This is a genomic window from Actinoplanes sp. NPDC020271, assembly GCF_044388125.1.
Taxonomy (GTDB): Bacteria; Actinomycetota; Actinomycetes; order Mycobacteriales; family Micromonosporaceae; genus Actinoplanes.
The window spans coordinates 253,450-271,030 of the sequence record NZ_JBIRWQ010000005.1; the positions used below are offsets into that span (position 1 = coordinate 253,450).

At 71.3% G+C, this 17,581-nt stretch carries 17 protein-coding genes; 11 read left to right on the forward strand and 6 right to left on the reverse strand.

Going from position 1 to position 17,581, the window contains the following annotated elements:
* Positions 1 to 234: 234 nt before the first annotated feature.
* Positions 235 to 1,092, reverse strand: a complete 858-nt coding sequence (locus ACH442_RS13930) for an arylamine N-acetyltransferase (RefSeq protein ID WP_396338345.1) — start codon at positions 1,090 to 1,092, stop codon at positions 235 to 237.
* Between the two features lie 10 nt (positions 1,093 to 1,102).
* Positions 1,103 to 1,828, reverse strand: a complete 726-nt coding sequence (locus tag ACH442_RS13935) for a class I SAM-dependent methyltransferase (RefSeq protein ID WP_396338346.1) — start codon at positions 1,826 to 1,828, stop codon at positions 1,103 to 1,105.
* Positions 1,829 to 1,938: 110 nt separating this feature from the next.
* Here ACH442_RS13935 and ACH442_RS13940 point away from each other — a divergent pair, with 110 nt between their 5' ends.
* Complete coding sequence (locus tag ACH442_RS13940; RefSeq protein WP_396338347.1) at positions 1,939 to 2,130, forward strand: CsbD family protein; 192 nt, start codon at positions 1,939 to 1,941, stop codon at positions 2,128 to 2,130.
* A 51-nt stretch (positions 2,131 to 2,181) separates the two neighbouring features.
* Here the strand turns inward: ACH442_RS13940 and ACH442_RS13945 are convergent, their stop codons facing one another.
* Positions 2,182 to 3,537, reverse strand: coding sequence for a KamA family radical SAM protein (locus ACH442_RS13945; protein ID WP_396338348.1), 1,356 nt, complete (start codon positions 3,535 to 3,537; stop codon positions 2,182 to 2,184).
* 152 nt (positions 3,538 to 3,689) lie between these two features.
* On the opposite strand from ACH442_RS13945, the gene ACH442_RS13950 reads away from it, so the two are divergent.
* From ACH442_RS13950 to ACH442_RS13985, 8 genes are all read left to right on the forward strand, one after another.
* A complete protein-coding gene (locus tag ACH442_RS13950) occupies positions 3,690 to 4,703 on the forward strand; it encodes an L-erythro-3,5-diaminohexanoate dehydrogenase (protein WP_396338349.1) in 1,014 nt (337 codons plus the stop codon).
* Positions 4,704 to 4,708: 5 nt separating this feature from the next.
* Positions 4,709 to 6,244 (forward strand): amidohydrolase, encoded by a 1,536-nt coding sequence (locus tag ACH442_RS13955; protein ID WP_396338350.1) that lies wholly within the window; start codon positions 4,709 to 4,711, stop codon positions 6,242 to 6,244.
* Positions 6,245 to 6,257: 13 nt separating this feature from the next.
* Entirely contained in the window at positions 6,258 to 7,805 is a 1,548-nt protein-coding gene (locus ACH442_RS13960) for a lysine 5,6-aminomutase subunit alpha (RefSeq protein WP_396338351.1), read from the forward strand.
* On the forward strand, positions 7,802 to 8,536 hold the full coding sequence (locus ACH442_RS13965) for an OAM dimerization domain-containing protein (protein ID WP_396338352.1): 735 nt from the start codon (positions 7,802 to 7,804) through the stop codon (positions 8,534 to 8,536). Before ACH442_RS13960 ends, ACH442_RS13965 begins: the two co-directional genes overlap by 4 nt.
* Positions 8,533 to 8,898, forward strand: coding sequence for a hotdog domain-containing protein (locus ACH442_RS13970; protein ID WP_396338353.1), 366 nt, complete (start codon positions 8,533 to 8,535; stop codon positions 8,896 to 8,898). Before ACH442_RS13965 ends, ACH442_RS13970 begins: the two co-directional genes overlap by 4 nt.
* A gap of 43 nt (positions 8,899 to 8,941) precedes the next feature.
* Positions 8,942 to 10,201, forward strand: coding sequence for a glutamate mutase L (locus ACH442_RS13975; protein ID WP_396338600.1), 1,260 nt, complete (start codon positions 8,942 to 8,944; stop codon positions 10,199 to 10,201).
* A 501-nt stretch (positions 10,202 to 10,702) separates the two neighbouring features.
* Positions 10,703 to 12,322 carry an apolipoprotein N-acyltransferase gene (lnt, locus tag ACH442_RS13980; protein WP_396338601.1) on the forward strand — a complete coding sequence of 540 codons (1,620 nt, stop codon included), beginning with the start codon at positions 10,703 to 10,705 and terminating at the stop codon, positions 12,320 to 12,322.
* Positions 12,319 to 13,107 carry a polyprenol monophosphomannose synthase gene (locus tag ACH442_RS13985; RefSeq protein ID WP_396338354.1) on the forward strand — a complete coding sequence of 263 codons (789 nt, stop codon included), beginning with the start codon at positions 12,319 to 12,321 and terminating at the stop codon, positions 13,105 to 13,107. Before lnt ends, ACH442_RS13985 begins: the two co-directional genes overlap by 4 nt.
* A 76-nt stretch (positions 13,108 to 13,183) precedes the next feature.
* On the opposite strand, the gene ACH442_RS13990 is transcribed toward ACH442_RS13985, so the two are convergent.
* Positions 13,184 to 13,930: a TetR/AcrR family transcriptional regulator gene (locus ACH442_RS13990; protein WP_396338355.1), complete on the reverse strand. Its 747-nt coding sequence runs from the start codon at positions 13,928 to 13,930 to the stop codon at positions 13,184 to 13,186.
* 134 nt (positions 13,931 to 14,064) lie between these two features.
* Between ACH442_RS13990 and ACH442_RS13995 the strand changes: the two genes are divergently transcribed.
* Both ACH442_RS13995 and ACH442_RS14000 read left to right on the forward strand, forming a co-directional pair.
* Positions 14,065 to 14,271, forward strand: coding sequence for a 4-oxalocrotonate tautomerase family protein (locus tag ACH442_RS13995; RefSeq protein WP_203818944.1), 207 nt, complete (start codon positions 14,065 to 14,067; stop codon positions 14,269 to 14,271).
* Positions 14,272 to 14,480: 209 nt separating this feature from the next.
* A complete protein-coding gene (locus ACH442_RS14000) occupies positions 14,481 to 14,984 on the forward strand; it encodes an FxsA family protein (RefSeq protein WP_396338356.1) in 504 nt (167 codons plus the stop codon).
* A 562-nt stretch (positions 14,985 to 15,546) separates the two neighbouring features.
* Here ACH442_RS14000 and ACH442_RS14005 read toward each other — a convergent pair.
* Complete coding sequence (locus tag ACH442_RS14005; RefSeq protein WP_014689763.1) at positions 15,547 to 15,885, reverse strand: RNA polymerase-binding protein RbpA; 339 nt, start codon at positions 15,883 to 15,885, stop codon at positions 15,547 to 15,549.
* Positions 15,886 to 16,181: 296 nt separating this feature from the next.
* Positions 16,182 to 17,345, reverse strand: coding sequence for a serine/threonine protein kinase (locus ACH442_RS14010; RefSeq protein WP_396338357.1), 1,164 nt, complete (start codon positions 17,343 to 17,345; stop codon positions 16,182 to 16,184).
* Positions 17,346 to 17,581: the final 236 nt, after the last annotated feature.

Sequence of the window (17,581 nt, forward strand, 5' to 3'; positions counted from 1 at the left end):
CAGATCCCGGCGCGCCCCGGCAAGCGGCGGAAGGGACACCGGGCCGCAAACCGGAAGCGGTCACCCGGCCCGGCAGTCGAATGGCCGGCGGTCGGGTCGGCCGGCGGTCGGGCGGGCCAGGCGGTCGGGCGGGCCAGGCGGTCGGGCGGCCGGCGGTCGGGCGGACCGGGCGGTCGAATCGGCCGGCGGTCGGGCGGACCGGCTGGTCAACTGGGCCGGGTGGGGTGAGCAGTGTCAGGCGGGCTGGCGGGCGAGCCACTCCTCGTGCGCGCCGGCCAGGCGGGACCACAGCGCGTCCCGTTCGGCCGCGCTGACGTCGGTGAACGTCAGGCCGAACACGTCGGCCATCGCCGTGAAGTAGTCGCCTCGGCTGGTCAGTTCGACCCGCCGGGGTTCGCTGCCGACCCGGGTCAGGATCAGGGTGCGGACGATGTCCACGCCGGTGGGGTCGCGCCGGGCGGCTGTGGCGACGCGGACGAAGCCGGACTCCGGTGATGTCGACAGATGCCGGTGCTGGGCTTCGAACGCCGCCATGTCCGCTGCCGTGGAGCGGAAGTCCATCCCCAGGAACGATCCGGCCGGGTCGTGATCGAAGCGCCAAGCGCCGGGCTCCACCACGGACGGCCGCAGTGTGTACCGGAACGGCCCCTGCTGGTAGTCCCCGGTGACCAGCGGCAACGGCGCGTGCAGCCCGTCGCCCATGCCGAGGTCGACCAGCCACGACCCGTCGGGCGCGTCCGCCGAGGGCAGCCCGGAGACGGTCAGCACGAGATGGTTCGCGTTGATCTCGGCCGGCTGGGAGTCGTTGCCCTGGACGCCGCCGACGTGCCGGGTGACGCGGTAGCCGAGGGCGGCCAGGAGTGCGGAGAACGCCCCGTTCAGGTGGTAGCAGTAGCCACCCCGGCCGGCGACGATCCGCCGTACCGAATCGCCGGTTTCGATGGTTGTCGGCCGTCCGAGCCAGATTTCCAGGCACTCGTAGGGCACCCGTTCGGCGTGGGCGGTGTGCAGCGCGTGCAGTCCGTCGACGCTGGGTTCCTGACCGGCGAGTGCGGTGAGCCCGAGCCTGCGCAGGTACCCGTCGACGTTCATACCGTGAACCTTATCGATCGGCCAGGTCGGCGTAGGCGCACTGGGTCAGGTACGGCAGCGCGTAGGTGTCGCGCCCGAGCAGCGCCGGATGGGTGGACGTGAGCTGCCGGACCTGGGCGAGCAGGGCCGCCCGTTCGTCCTTGGGCAGCAGGATGACGCGGCTGCGCGACGCGACCAGGTCGAGCAGTTCGTCCGGCTGCACCGTGTGGGTCCATCCGAACGTGTCGGCCCGGATCGGCCCGAACGGCGGCCCCACCGTCGTCTCGCGCCGCTCCTCCCGCCCGATGATCGTGCCGAGGCGCTTGACCCAGTCGGTGCGTTCGTCGCGCAGGTTCCAGATCAGGCCGAGCCGCCCGCCGGGGGTCAGCACGCGTGCGATCTCGGGCACGGCGAGGGCCGGGTCGACCCAGTGCCAGGCCTGCGCGACCAGCACCACGTCGACGCTGGCGTCCGGCAGCGGGATGTTCTCGGCGGTGCCGACGTGCGTGCCGACCTCGGGGACGGCGCGCCGCAGCTCGCCGAGCATGCCGTCGGAGGGGTCGACGGCGACGACGTCGAGCCCGCGGGCCCGGATCTGCCGCGTCAGTTTTCCGGTGCCGGCGCCGAGGTCGAGGACCTTCGGTGAGCCCGGGGGAAGGAGAAAATCAAGGGCGCTCTCCGGGTACGGCGGACGCCCGCGCTCATAGGCATCAGCGGCCGTCCCGAAGGACGAGGCCCGGTCGGCGAAAGCATCCACGACCGTGATCATATGCTGTCGCGGGTCGCGTCGCTGTTTCGGAATCAGGCCGGTCGGGAATTCAAAAGATCACAGGCACCCGCTGATACGACACTACGGAGGGTTGACTTATGAGCTTCACCGACAAGGTCAAGAACAAGGCCGAGGAGCTGACCGGCAAGGCGAAGCAGGGCGTCGGCGAGGCGACCGACAACCCGCGCCTTTACGCCGAGGGTGAGGCCCAGGAGGCCTCCGCGCACGCCAAGCAGGCCGGTGAGCACGTGAAGGACGCGGGCCGCGACGTTCGTGACGCCCTCAGCTGATCGACGAGAAAAGGGGCCCCGCACGATGGGGCCCCTTTTTCGTGGAAAAAATCAAGCGACAACCAGTTCCTGCTGTTTGCGCCACCATTCCTGACCGGCGGCCGGCAGCGTGTCGATCGGGTCGTAGTAGGCGTAGAGCTTCGACAACGCCTCGCTGTCGTCCTTCTCGATCGACGTGCGGTAGTTCTTCGTCCAGTACGAGATGCCGTGTTCCCGGTCGTATTCGGCGACCATGTGCACCCAGCGTTTGCCGACGAACGGCACGTCGCAGACGATCCGCGGCGTCGCGTAGCCCGGCAGGTATCCCATCAGGTCGTGTTGCAGCTGCTGGGCGTGCCAGACCGGCACCCGCCAGTGCTCGGCGTTGGGGATCATGTCGCACATGTAGAAGTAGTACGGCAGGATGCCCGCCTCGCCCTGCAGCCCGAAGCACAGGTCGAGCAGGTCTTCCGGGGTGGCGTTGACGCCGCGCATGAGGACGCCCTGGTTGCGCACGTCGCGCACGCCGATCTCGAGCAGGGCCTGTGCCGCCTTGGCGACTGTCGGGGTCAGCGAGTTCACGTGGTTGACGTGGGTGTGCACGGCCAGGTTGACGCCGCGGCGCTGCGCGGTGACGGCGACCCGGTGCATGCCTTCGACCACGTCGTCCTGCAGCCAGTGCTGGGGCAGGCCCATGAGTGCTTTCGTGGCCAGGCGCACGTCGCGGACGGTGGGGACGGAGAGCAGACCCATCAGGTACGCCTCGAGCTGCTTCCACGGCACGTTGGCGACGTCGCCGCCGGAGACGACCACGTCCCGTACGCCGGGATGGGCTTTCAGGTAGTCGAGGTGGGCGGCGTACCGATCGACGGGCTTCTGGATCAGCTTCAGCTTGGGGACCGTGGGCGTGCTGTTGCCGACCAGGTCCATCCGGGTGCAGTGCCCGCAGTACTGCGGGCAGGTCGACAGCAGCTCGGCCAGCACCTTCGTCGGGTAACGGTGGGTGAGGCCTTCGGCGACCCACATGTCGTGTTCGTGCAGGGAGTCGCGGCTCGCGTTCGGGTGCGAGGGCCAGTCGAGGTGACGGTCGGTGGCGACCGGCAGCATGTAGCGGCGCACCGGATCCGCGTAGAACGACGCCGTGTCGGGCACCTCGTGCGGCACCATCGTGTTGACCATCTGCGGCGGGAGCAGCATCGACATGGTGGCCAGGCGCTCCTGGTCGGCTTCCAGGTCGGTGTAGAACGACTCGTCGACGAGGTCGCCGAGCACGGCCCGCAGCTGCTTCACGTTCTTCACGCAGTTGACGCGCTGCCACTGGGCGGACTGCCACTGAGCAGCGGTGACGTCACGCCAGCCGGGGAACCGGGTCCAATCGGGCTCGACCAGCTCGCGCCGCTGGTACTCGTAAGGCTGTTCGGACGACACCGTGCCCTCCCAAAACTGAAGTTCAAGATTTTGAAGCTAGCTCAGTAGGTGCACTAACGTACTGGAGAATCTTCGGTCTAGAAACCCGGGCTACGGAAGATTTACGGTGTAGCGGCACCTGTGGGCAAGGGTTTAACGTGAGGGAGCTGTTGATGGCGGGATCAGTGGGTCTGCACCGGGTGATCGAACCGGCGGGGGTGCTGCCCCAGGCCGCGTGGCGCCTGGACGCGAGCCCGGAGATCGGCCCGGACGAGGTGCGCATCCGCGTGCAGCGGCTCAACCTCGACGCTGCCAGCTTTCGTCAGCTCGCGCAGAAACATGGCGGAGACGGTGCGAAGATCCGCGCCGAGGTGCTGGAGATCGTCGGGACGCGCGGCAAGATGCACAACCCGGTGACCGGCTCCGGCGGGATGCTGATCGGCGTGGTCGAGGAGGTCGGGCCGGAGTCGCCGCTGCCGGTGAAGCAGGGCGATCGGGTCGCGACCCTGGTGTCACTGACCCTGACGCCCCTGAGGATCACCGACGGGCTGGCGAACTGGGACGGGCGGTCCGAGCAGGTGCCGGCGGACGGGACGGCGATTCTGTTCGGCCGCTCGATCGTCGGGGTGCTGCCGGACGATCTGCCCGCTGAGCTGGCGCTGGCCGTCTACGACGTGTGCGGGGCGCCCGCGCTGGTCGACCGGGTCGTCCGCAACTATCGGGAACCGGCCGTGCTCGTGCTGGGCGGCGCCGGCAAGAGCGGATCACTGAGCCTGGCGGCGGCGAAGCGCGCGGGTGCCCGTACCACAGCGATCGTCGTCTCCGAAGCGGAGCGCGACGCGCTGGCGCAGGCCGGGGTCGCCGACGAGATCGCGATTGCCGACGCCCGCAATCCGGTCGAAGTCGCACAGAAGGCCGGGGGAGCGGACATCACGGTCGTCTGCGTCGACGTGCCCGGCTGCGAGCACGGCGCGATCCTGGCGACCGCGGAGAAGGGCACCGTGATCTTCTTCTCGATGGCGACCAGTTTCTCCGCGGCCGCGCTCGGCGCCGAGGGCCTGGCCGCCGACGTGACCATGCTGGTCGGCAACGGTTACGTGCCGGGGCACGCGGATTTCGCGGTCGACCTGCTGCGGACCACGCCCGCGGTGCGAGCCTTGTTCGAGAAGCGGATCGCGGGAGACTGATCCGCATGACGATTCCCGTGGTCCGTTACACCAACGGTCGCTTCTACTCCGCTGCCGAGCCGCGCGCCACCGCGATGGTGGTGCGGGGCGGCACCATCGAGTGGCTGGGTGACATCGCTGACGTCCCGGCCGCCGACCGCACCGTCGACCTGCAGGGCGCGCTGGTCACCCCGGCGTTCGTCGACGCGCACCTGCACGCCACCGACACCGGTCTGGCCTTCGACGGCCTGGATCTGTCCGGTGCCGCGTCGGCCGGCGAGGTGCTGGACGCGGTGGCCGCGTTCGCGCGGACCCGCCCGGCCGACGGGGTGGTGCACGGGCACGGCTGGGACGAGTCGGCCTGGACCGAGCAGACCCCGCCGACCGCGGCCGAGCTGGACCGGGCCGCCGAGGGCCGCAAGGTGTATCTCTCGCAGGCCTCGGTGCATTCCGCGCTGGTCAGCTCGTCGCTGCTGCCGGAGGCCGAGGGGGTGGAGGGCTATCACCCGTCCGGCTGGGTCCGGCAGCAGGCCCATCACGCGGTACGGGCGGTCGCGCTCGGCGCCCTGACCCCCGCGCAGCGCACCGCGGCGCAGCGGACCGCACTGTCGCGCGCCGCGTCGATGGGGATCGCCGCGGTCCACGAGTGCGGCGGTCCCGGCACGTCGAGCGAGGCCGACTTCCAGTCGGTGCTGGCCTTGTCGGCGCAGGGGTTTCCGCAGGTCTTCGGCTACTGGGGTGAGCTGGGCGGCGCCGAGAAGGCGCGGGAGCTGGGCGCGACCGGTGCGGCCGGCGACCTCTACGCCGACGGTGCGCTCGGGCCGCGGACGGCGTCGCTGCGCTCGGCGTACCACGACGGTGAGCACGGCTGCGGCGAGGCGTTCCTGACCGCCGAGCAGGTCGGCGCGCACCTGCTCGACTGCATCCGGGTCGGTTTCCAGGGCGGCTTCCACGCGATCGGTGACGCCGCGATCGACACCGTCCTGGACGGGTTCGCGATCGCGGCCAAGCAGGTCGGTGTCGACCAGCTGCGCGAGGGCAACCACCGGATCGAGCACGTCGAGCTGATCGACAAGGCGATGATCGCCCGGATGGTCGAGTTCGGCGTGATCGCTTCGGTGCAGCCGGTCTTCGACGCGCTGTGGGGCGGCAACGACCGGATGTACGCCCAGCGCCTCGGCGTCGACCGGGCCCTGGCCAGCAACCCGATCGGGGCGATGCACGCGACCGGGGTGGCCTTGGCCTTCGGTTCGGACTCGCCGGTGACCGCGCTCGACCCGTGGGCGATGGTCGTGGCCGCCGCCGCGCCGCGTAACCCGGTCTACCGGATGAAGGTGCGCGCGGCGTTCGCGGCCGGCAGCCGCGGTGGCTGGCGGGCGGCCGGCGTCAGCCGCGTCGGGGTGCTCGCGCCCGGCGCGTCGGCGACGTTCGCGGCCTGGGACACCCCCGGTGGCGTGGTCGAGGGCCTGCCCGCGCTGCTGCCCGACATCGACGGCGTGGTGCCCGAGCGGCCGGTCTGCCGGCGCACGGTGCTGCACGGCGACACCATCTACGAGAACTAGGAGACAACTGACGTTGGCCGGGAAGCTGGATCTTGACCCGCGCATCGTCGCGCGGGCGCGGGCGCTCGCGGCGAAGGCCGGGCAGCCCGTCGTCGACCTCGCGCGGTCGCACACCACCGTGTCGGTGGAGCGGGCGGTGCTGCGCCTGGCCGGGGTGCACGGCGCCGACTCCGACGGCATCCCCTGGGTGAACCGCCTGGTCGACGCCGTGCGTGCGGACGTCGGCCTCGGTCACGGGGTGGCGGTGCCGGTGTTCCACGCCGCCCTGGCGACGGGGGTCGAGGACCTCACCGTGCTCGCGCAGAAAGCCGCGGCCGGGTCGGTGCGATTCGACGTACCGGACAAGAAAGCGGATGTCGCCGCGGCCCGGCGGCAGGCGAAGAAGGCCGCCGCCGGAGGGCTCAGGATCGTCGATCGGCGAAGAGCCGAAAGACAAAAACTGATTCGGCGGTACGGCGACCCGGCGCAACGTCCGTGGATCTACTTGATCGTCGCCACGGGGGACATCTACGAGGACATCCCGCAGGCGCAGGCGGCGGCGCGGGCGGGCGCGGACGTCATCGCGGTGATCCGGTCGACGGGGCAGTCGCTGCTGGACTACGTGCCCGAGGGCGCGACCCGGGAGGGGTTCGCGGGCACCTACGCCACGCAGGAGAACTTCCGATTGATGCGGGCGGCGTTGGACGTGACTTCCCGCGAACTCGGTCGATACATCCGTCTGACCAACTATGCGTCCGGTCTGTGCATGCCGGAGATCGCCGCGCTGGCGGGTATGGAACGCCTGGACATGATGCTGAACGACTCGATGTACGGCATTTTGTTCCGAGATATCAACCCTATCCGGACATTTGTCGACCAGAGGTTCTCGCGTCAGGTCCACGCCCGCGCCGGGATCATCATCAACACCGGCGAGGACAACTACCTGACCACGGCGGACGCGGTCGAAGCCGCTCATACGGTGACCGTCTCTCAGCTGCTCAACGAGTTCTTCGCGCACGAGGCCGGGCTGGAGGACTGGCAGCTCGGGCTGGGACACGCGTTCGAGATAAATCCGGATCTGCCCGACTCGTTCCGCCTCGAACTGGCGCATGCGCTGCTCGCCCGCGAGCTGTTCCCCGATGCGCCGCTGAAGTGGATGCCGCCCACCAAGCACATGACCGGTGACGTCTTCCGGGGCAACCTGCTCGACGGCTTCTTCAACCTCGCCGGCGCGCTGACCGGCCAGGGCATCCTGCTGGTCGGCATGATGACCGAGGCCGTGGTGACGCCGTGGCTCTCCGACCGCGACATCGCCCTGCAGAACGTGAAGTACGTGCTCAACGGCGCCGGCAACCTGCACGAGGACTTCGTGCCCGGCCCGTTCATCCGCGGCCGCGCGAACCAGGTGCTCGGCGAGGCCATCGACCTGCTGGAACGCATCGTCGACGACACGCTGATGGACGCCATCGCCGACGGCACGTTCGGCCTGATGAAGCGTCCCGCCGACCGCGGCAAGGGCCTCGACGGTGTGGCCGAGCAGGAGGCCGACTACTACAACCCGGTCACGGAGGCCCTGGAGTGAGCATCATCCGGCCCTACGGGGACACCACCGGCGACGGCATGGTGCAGCTCTCCTTCACCCTGCCGATCCCGCACGACAAACGGGCCGAGGGTGCCGCGCTGCAACTGGCCGCCAAGATGGGCATGGACCCGGCGATGCTCGTGCACGCCAAGCAGATGGGCGACGGGTTCACGTTCTTCGTCGTCTACGGCAAGGTCGGCCACCTCGTCGACACCGAGCAGGTGCAGGTCGTCGAGCGCGACTACCCGCTGCTCAGCGCCAAGGAGGTCAACGCCGCGATCAAGCGGCGGCTGCGGCGGCGGCTCAACGTGGTCGGGGCGTGCATCGGCACCGACGCGCACACGGTCGGCATCGACGCGATCCTCAACCTCAAGGGCATCGCCGGCGAGAAGGGCCTGGAGTACTACTCCGAGCTGTCGGTGACGAACATGGGCGCGCAGGTGTCCGTGCCCGACCTGGTCGAGACGGCCCGGGAGAAGAAGGCCGACGCGGTCCTGGTCTCCCAGGTGGTCACCCAGCGTGACGCGCACCTGCACAACACCAAGGCGATGTCGGCGGCGTTCCGGGAGGCGCTGCCGGCCGGTAAACGTCCGCTGCTGATCGTCGGCGGGCCGCGCTTCGACGAGTTGATGACCGGTGAGCTCGGCGTCGACCGGATCTTCAGCCGCGGCACCACGCCCCGTGAGGTCGCCTCCTACCTGGTCCACGCGTTGACGGGGAGCACATCATGATCACTGTCCGGCATCGGCGCTACGTCCCCTACTCGCACGCGCACTACGCGGGCAACCTGGTCGACGGGGCGTACTCGCTCGGGCTGTTCGGCGACGTCGCCACCGAGGTCTGCATCCAGCTGGACGGCGACGAGGGGTTGTTCGCCTCCTACGACGACGTGCAGTTCAAGGCGCCCGTGCAGGCCGGCGACGTCCTGGAGATCACCGCCACGGTGGTGCACATGGGCACGCGCAGCCGGCGGATCGAGTTCACCTCCACGGTCGTCTGCCGGGGCACGGGCGGGTCCGCGGCGGCGGTGCTCGACGAGCCGATCGTGGCGGTGACCGCGGTGGGCACGGTCGTCGTGCCGGCCAAGGCGTGAACGCGAGCCGCACCAGTCCAGCGGCGGAACGACCATGAGTGGGGTGCCGGAAGTGGTCTGCGTCGACGTCGGGTCGACGTACACGAAAGCCGCCAAGATCGATCTGAGCGGCGCGGAACTGGTCAGCCGGGCCGAGGTGCCGACCACCTCCGGAACGGACGTCCTGGACGGGCTGAACGCCGCCGTCGCCGCGGTGGACGGCGCCGGCGCGCCGCTCTACGTCTGCTCGTCGGCCGGCGGCGGGCTGCGGCTGGCCGTCGTCGGCTACGAGAGCCTGGTGACGGCCGAGGCCGGCCACCGCGTCGGGCTCTCCGCGGGCGCGCAGGTCGTGCACGTCGCGTCCGGGCCGCTGACCGGTGCGGCCGTCACCGCGCTGCGGGCCGCCCGCCCCGACGTGGTGCTGCTGGTCGGCGGCACCGACGGCGGTGACGCGGAGGTGCTGCTGCACAACGCGCGGCGCCTGGCCGCCGCCCGGTTGCGCATTCCGGTGGTACTGGCCGGCAATCACGACGTACGGGAGGAAGCTCGTGATCTTCTGACCTCGCGCGGGGTGCCGGTGACGGTGACCGGCAACGTGCTGCCCCGGATCGGCGTGCTGGACCCGCGGCCGGCGCGCGCGGCGATCCGCGAGGTGTTCCTGCGGCACGTGATCGGCGGCAAGCGCCTGTCGAAGGGCCCCCGATTCGCCGCGCTGGTGCGCTCCGCCACCCCGGACGCCGTGCTGGCCGGGGTGGAGCTGCTCGCCGACCGGGCCGGGTTCGGGGTCCTGGTCGTCGACGTGGGCGGGGCGACCACCGACGTCTACTCGGCGCTGGTCCCGGACGCGGAACTGTCCACCGGCCCGCGCCGCGACGTGGCCGGCACACTGTGGCGCTCCCGGACCGTCGAGGGTGACCTGGGGGTGGCCGTCGGCGCGCCGTCGACCCGGGACGCCGCGATCGTGGAGAAGTTGGCAGACCCGGTATCGGAGCGGGAACTGGCCGCGACCGCCGCGCAGATCGCGCTGCGCCGGCACGCGCGGGGTCACTCGGCCGGACCCGGACTACCCCGCACGGGTGGTCGTGACCTGCGCGACGTGCGCCTGGTCATCGGATCCGGGGGGGTGCTGCGGCACGGCGGTGGCGAGCACGTGCTGCGCGCGGTGCTGGGCGACACGGCCGGTGGCTGGGCGCTGCCGGACCGCGCGCGGACCGTCGTCGACAGTGCGTATGTGCTGGCCGCGGCGGGATTGCTGGCCGTCGATCACCCTGCCGTGGCGGCGGCGCTGACCGGCACCCTGCTCACCGCCGGACGGGATCGATAGAGTACATTTTCGGACACGCCGGAGGAGGCGACACGCCGGGAGCGGCAACCCCGGTGTTGACAGACCGCCCCCGTCCGGACGTACCGTCTTCAGGTCCTGTTTCACGGCAAGCGACTGTGATCCGCTTCGTTCCCTAACCCACTGGCCGCAGTGCCGTTCCCGCAGGGGTCGCGCGTTCAGCCAGGTCCAGGGGGTCAGGGTGCGCGGGCGGCGCGGACCGGGTCGCACCACCGGAAGCCGGGACGAGCCGAGCCTGGCCAGTAGACAACGGCACGGCGCGGGCAGCCAGCCCGTGACGCGTCGGTCCGAAGGTCAGCGCGACGCCGTCCGGCAACCGGCCGTGAAGGGCGTGAGGGACGAGAAGCACCCCGAGGGGCGCGGCCGCTGGACGCCGCGCCCCTCTGCCAGTTCTCAGCCGCCTCTCACCCGGCCGGTACGAGATTGCGGCCGACAGTTCCACCGGAACGCCCACGCCAGGCAGGTAGCCTGCCTGGCGTGGAAATGACGATGCCGCCCCCGGAGCTGGCCGAGCCGGGTCCCGCCACCCCGCCACCGCCCGGGCCCGCCCCGCTGCGGCTGCCGGTGGCCGCGGCCCTCGCCGTCGCCGCGGGCGTGGCACTGCTGCTGGCCCTCCCGCCGTATGACGTGTGGTGGCTCGCCCCGGTCGGCGTCGCGCTGCTCACGGCGGCCACCCACCGGCGGCGCCCGCGGGCCGGCCTCGGGCTCGGCTTCCTCGCCGGTGTCGTCCTGTTCTACCCGCTGCTGGAGTGGACCCGGATCGCCGCCGGCTGGCTGCCCTGGGCGCTGCTGTCGACCGCCGAGGCGGCCGTGATCGGCCTGGCCGGGCTGGCCGGCGCGTGGCTGTCCCCGCTGGCCGACCGGCGCCGGGCGCTGTGGCCCCTGCTGACCGGGGTGCTCTGGGTCGCCGACGAGGCGCTGCGCGACCGGGCGCCGTTCGGTGGCTTCCCGTGGGGCCGGCTCGCATTCAGCCAGGGCGACGCCCCCGCGCTGCGCCTGGCCGCCTGGGGCGGCGCACCCCTGGTCACGTTCGCGGTCGCCGCCACCGGAGGCGCCCTGGTCGCCCTGGCCTGGCGCACCTGGAGACGCCCGGCGCTGCTGCCGGTCGCCGGGTTCGCCGCGACCACCGCGGTGCTGATCGGCGCCCCGGCCGCCGTGCCGCTGACCGCCCCGGGCGGCCCGAGCTACACGGTCGCGATCGTGCAGGGCAACGTGCCGCGGCTCGGCCTGGACTTCAACGCCCAGCGGCGCGCCGTGCTGGACAACCACGTCACCGCCACCCGGCGGCTCGCCGCCGCCGTGACCGCCGGTGAACAGCCCCGGCCGGACCTGGTGATCTGGCCGGAGAACTCCAGCGACATCGACCCGCTGCGCAACCAGGACGCCGCCGACGAGATCTCCACGGCCGCCCGGGAGATCGGCGTCCCGATCCTGGTCGGGGCCGTGCTGCGCACCGACAACCCCGGCGACATCAAGAACGCCGGCCTGCTCTGGATGCCGGTCACCGGGCCTGACCTGACCCAGACCTACATCAAGCAGCACCCGGTCCCGTTCGCCGAGTACATGCCGTTGCGCCCGATCGCCCGGCTCGTCACCGACAAGGTGGACCTGGTCCGCAACATGCTCGCCGGGGACCACGCCGGCGTGATCGACACCGGCCCGCTGACCCTCGGCGACGTGATCTGTTTCGAGGTGGCCTACGACGGCATCGTCCGTGACACCGTGGCGAAGGGCGCCCAGATCCTCACCGTCCAGACGAACAACGCCACGTTCGACGAGGGCGAGGCCCGCCAGCAGCTGGCCATGGTGCGTCTGCGGGCCGTCGAGCACGGGCTGGACTCGCTGATGGTGTCGACCGTCGGGGTGTCGGCGTTCGTGGATACCAGCGGCGGCGTGCACGGCGCGACCGCGTTCAACACCGCAGGGGTGGTGGTGCATGAAATGGCTACCGGGGCAACGCGTACGCTAGCGACTCGTTCGGGCATCTGGCCCGAGGCGATCGCGGTGGGCTTGGCCGTGATCGCCCTGGTCGGCGCCGTTCCGCTGCGTCGCCGGAGGGTAATCGACAGCAACGGGGGCGACGAGATCGTGGAGGAACGTTGAGCGAGGCGGAAGGCTACCCGGGAGTGGGTCGGGTCCTCGTGATCATCCCCACCTACAACGAGGCGGACAACGTCCGTCTCATCACCGGGCGAGTGCGCCAGGCGGTGCCGGATGTCGACATCCTGGTCGCCGACGACAACTCGCCAGACGGCACCGGCGCGATCGCGGACGAGCTCGCGCTCGCTGACGACCACATCTTCGTCCTGCACCGGCAGGGCAAGGAGGGGCTCGGCGCGGCGTACAAGGCCGGTTTCGCCTGGGCCAAGGACAAGGGCTACGACGCGGTCGTCGAAATGGACGCCGACGGCTCGCACGCGCCCGAGGAGCTGCCGAAGCTGCTCGACGCGCTCGGGTCGGCCGACGCGGTGCTCGGCACCCGGTACATCCCGGGCGGCAGCGTGCACAACTGGCCGATGCGCCGGCTGCTGCTCTCGCGCGGCGGCAACATCTACATCCGGATGGCGCTGGGCATGCCGTTCCGGGACGCGACCGGCGGCTACCGGGCGTACCGGATGACCGTCCTCGACTCGATCGACGTGGCGTCCGTCGCGTCGACGGGGTACTCGTTCCAGGTGGAGCTGGCCTGGCGGGCCTACCGGGGCGGGTTCCGGCTGGTCGAGGTGCCGATCACGTTCACCGAGCGTGAGCACGGGGTCAGCAAGATGAGCGGCAACATCTTCAAGGAGCAGCTGCTGCGGGTGACCGTGTGGGGTGCTCAGGCTCGTAAGGAGTCGCTGCTCAAGGCGGTCGGTCGCAAGCCGAAGCAGGAGCAGACCTGGCCGTGAGGCCGGCAGGTGCATAAGTCGTTTGTTGCGTAGGCCGGGTCCGGGTGGGCCCGGCCTACGTGTTCTCCGCGGCCGGTCACTGAGCCGGGTCCGGTGGGTCGAGGCGGCTGAGCCAGCGGTCCAGCAGGGCGGTCTCGACCGGTTCCAGGCGGTCGGTGCCGGTGAGGGTCAGCTGGGAGCGCAGCTGGCGGGCGGCGGCGCGGACCGGGTCCGGCCCGCTCGGCTCGGCCGGGTCGGTGAGGACGGCGGAGAAAACCGCGTCGCGGGCCCGGTGCGACAGCGTGGGGTCGTCGAACAGCTCGGGCTGGGCGAGACGGCCGAGGGCGACGCCGATGTTCGCGGGCAGGATCAGCTGGGCGGCCAGCCGCGGAGTCGTCGTCAGAGCGCCGGCAGCGGCACAGCGCAACAGGGTGGCCTCCAGCAGCTGCAGGATGCGTTGATAGGTCGTCGCGGCCGACTGCGGGCGGGGCGCGAACATCAGGCGGTAGAGCGCCGGATTGCCGGCCGCGAAAGCCATGTGGTCGTCCCAGCCGGCGTACAGGTCGGCAACCGGGTCGTCGGTGACCTCGAGTTCGGTCTTCCGTTGTGCGTAGCGCTCCAGGCCGGTGTCGGCGACGGCGTCGAGCAGGCCCCGTTTGTCGCCGAAGATCCGGTAGAGCACGGGCTGGGTGACACCCGCCTCGTCGGCCACCGCGCGGGTGGCGATGTCGCCGTCCGCGGACGCGGCGAGCTGCCGTTCGGCGGCGGCGAGCAGCGCCGCCCGGACGGGGGCGTCATTGGCCGGGCCGGCGGGACCGCGCTGACGGCGGGACGAATCGCTCATGAATCAATGCTACGTCACAACGCTAGCGGTGATCGCGGGCGTCTGCTACCTTTGCCGTATCGATGATACGTCGAAGGCATATCGTCATTATCGATTCGTGAGTCGCGTCATCCCACTGGGAAGGAACACCTGTCATGCCGTTCGCCAACCTGAAGGTTCCCGCCGACACCCTGACCCCGGAGTCGAAGAAGAAGCTCATCGACGCCGTCACCGACGCCTACGCCGACGTGTACGGCGAACGCGCCCGCGCCACCACACTCGTCCTGGTCGACGAGGTCGCTGAAGGCGGCTGGGGGCTGGGCGGCACCGTTCTGACCGCAGAGATGCTCGGCCGCAGCTGATCGGCGAGCGGGCGTGCAGCGGGGACTCACGCGTCCTCGCTGCACGCCCGCCGATCACGCCGGTGCGTGACCGCACGAGGTTCGTGGCGTTCTGCGGGTCGCGCCCGGAGTGACAGCCGCCTCAGCAGGCGCACAGGTAGGACGCAGGTTCGAGTGTCATGCTGGTGGTGTTCGCAAGAAATCGGAGGCTCTCCATGCGCCGTAGCCGAATGGCATACCTTCCCTTCGTCTTCCCGCTGCTCGCGGTCGCCGAGATCTCGGCGTTCGTCGCGGTGGCGCACCTGATCGGGGCAGGCTGGGCGTTCCTCCTGCTCGCCGCGATCACCCTGGCCGGCTTCTCGCTGCTGCGGCGCGAGGGCATCCGGGGCTGGCGTGCCTTCCAGCAGGCTGCCGCGGCCGGTCGCCCGCCCGGTGCCGAGGTGACCAACTCGCTCGTCGGCCTCGGCGGGGCGCTGCTGCTGGCCCTGCCCGGCTTCGTCACCGGCGTCGCCGGCCTGCTCCTGCTGCTGCCCCCGGGGCGCGGCCTGGCCCGGGGTGGTGTCGAGCGCTTCGCGACCCGTCGCCTCGGCGGCGGCGTCACCGGCGACCTGTTCGGCCCGCGCAAGGTCCGCGTCCGCGTCGACGACCCGACGGTGGTCAACTCCTCGGTCGCCGACGAGCCGCCGGTCCGGCGTGAGCCCGCCGCCGCCATCGAGGGCGAGATCGTCCGCTAGCCCCACCCGCTCATTGCCGCCACCGGGCCTGGCGACCGCCCTTGAGGGTGAGGTCCAGCACCCGGCGGCGCTCGCCTGCCAGGCGCTCGCCTCCGGAGCCGCTCGCGGCCATCGCGGTTGCTCCTGCCGCCGCCAGCCGGCGGGGCTTCGGCTGGTCCTGAGCGCTGTTGTCCGGGCGTTGTCATGACGCTGAGGTCCAGCCGGGTGGGTTCGGCTGGACCTCAGCGCTGTTGTCCGCGCGTTGTCCCGACCCTGGCGCTCAGCCGGGCCGGTTCGGCTGGATACCAGCGCTGTCATGCGGTGCTCGATGCGGCTTTGATCGCCGACCGGGCGGGACCCGCTCATCTGGCGGGATGTCCGTCCACATCGCGGACGATCGGAAGCGGCGCGGTCCGCCCTCCAGGCCGGTTCTCGTGGGTGTCGTTCGGCACCCGAACGACACCCACGAGAACCAGCCGGACACCAGCCGGCGGTGGCGGGGCGGGCCGGGGACGACGAAGGGCCGCCCCTCCCGGGGGCGGCCCTTCGTGTGCCTTGGTGTCGGCCTGCGGCGGTGACGGGGTCAGCGGCCGCGGCGGGTGCGAACTTCCTGGAGACGCTCGTTGAGGATGTCTTCCAGCTCAGCGATCGAACGCCGCTCCAGGAGCATGTCCCAGTGGGTGCGTGGCGGCTTCGCCTTCTTCTGCTCCGGCTCGCTGCCGTCGACCAGCCGGGCCACGCTGCCGTCGAACTTGCACTCCCAGGTGGTCGGCACCTCGGCGTCGACAGCGAACGGAACCTCGAACTGGTGACCCTTGACGCACAGGTACTCACGGGTCTGTCGGGGCGCCAGCTCGGTGTTACGGTCGGACTCGTAGCTGACTGCGCCTAGACGGCTGCCGCGCAGCATGCGTTCGCCCATGATCGGCTTCCCCTCGCTCGTGGTGCTGCTCTCGTTGGTGTAACGAAAGGGACGGTCGCCGGATTCCTGCGGCCGCCGAGTGTTCTATCGGTCTTTTACCCGCCCGGTAAAGGCGTTGTAACGCTACGAGCGTAACCGGCGTGCCAACCTACACCCCAATTTGAACGCTCGTGAAGTGGACCTTGGTCCAGTTTATGGTTGTTTAACACATCTACGCGTGGTGCGATGTCGGTCACTCGGGCGTTCATCACCCGCCGGCCCGTCCCAACGGTGATCAACTTGTTGCGCAACAGTGATCAGTGATCGGTGGGTGAGGCCTGCACCGGAGCGGGCGAGGACGGTCCCGCGGGCGGGCGACCGGCGCCGAGCGTGGCCAGGGCCGACGCCAGGTCACTGACCTGGCCGGTGAGCTGGGCCACCCGCTGGTGCGCGGCGTCCGCATCGGCCCGGGCGGCGGCGAGACGGCGCTCCAGGTCGGCGCGGTCCTCGGCGGCACGTTCGAGATCTTTGCGCGTACGGTCGAGATCCCCGGCCGTGCGTCGCAACTCGTCCCGCTCCGACACCACCGTGGCCAGTTCCCACCGCACCGCGGTCACCTCGGCGGCGGCCTGCTCGGCACGCGCGGCGGACTCGGCGGTCGCCTGCTCGGCGGCCTTCGCGCGACGGTCGGACTGCTCGGCGGCTTCCCGGGCGGTGGCGGTGTCCGCGCGGGCGGCGGTCAACGACTCCTCGGCTCGCAGGGCCGCCTGCTCCGCCGTACGCCGGAAATCGTTGTGGTCCTTCAGGGCAGCCGCGAGATCGCGTTCCGCCGTGTCCCGCTGGACCTTGGTCTCCTGCAGCTCACGCCGCACGGCAGTCAGATCCTCGGCGGCGGCGTCGCGTTCGGTCTCGGCGCGTTCGCGCAGGGCGGCCGCGGCCGTGGCGGCCTTCACCGCCTCGTCGCGTGCCGTGATCGCCTGCTGCTCGCGCTTGCCGGCCTCCTCGGCGGCCCGCGTAGCCTCGGCCGCCCGCTGCCGGGACTCGTCACGTTCGGCGGTCGCGGCCGCCGCGACCTGCTGCGCCGCCGCGGTCGCCGTGGCGGCCTGCTCAGCGTCGCGGCGCGCGTCGTCCCGCTCGGCGTGCGCGGCGGCAACCGCCGACGACGTCTCGGCGCGGACCTCGGCGACCTGCCGCTCGACGCCGGCCGGGGACATCTCCGAATGCAGGGCCTCGGTCAGCGTGCCGACCATCTGGTCCAGGCGGTCGACGACCTCCCAGGTGCGGGCGACCGAACCGGCCAGGCCGGGCGACGAACGGTGCCGCATCCGCACGTTGCGGGAGGCGCGCTGGCACTCGCCGTCGTTGTCCCGGCAGTACCGGAACGGCCGGCCCGCGGAGTTGCGCTGCGGCACGGGACGCCCGCAGTGGGCGCAGGGTCGGGTTTCGGTCGCCTCGGCGGCGCTCTGATCCGGCATCGTCATAGCATCGCCCACCCTAGGCGGCCCGACGATCTTCCCGATGTCACCACACCGGCGCCTCGCCGAGACCGGCCCGATTCACACCGTTCACCGTTCACCGTTCACCGTTCACCGTTCACCGAGCGCCCGCGCCCGCCGGGCCGCGCCGGGCCGCCCGTCACCGCCCGCCGTCGCGCGCGGCCCTGCGCCCTGACCGCTCTGTGCCGCCCGTCACCGCCCGGCGTCGCGCGTGGTTCTGC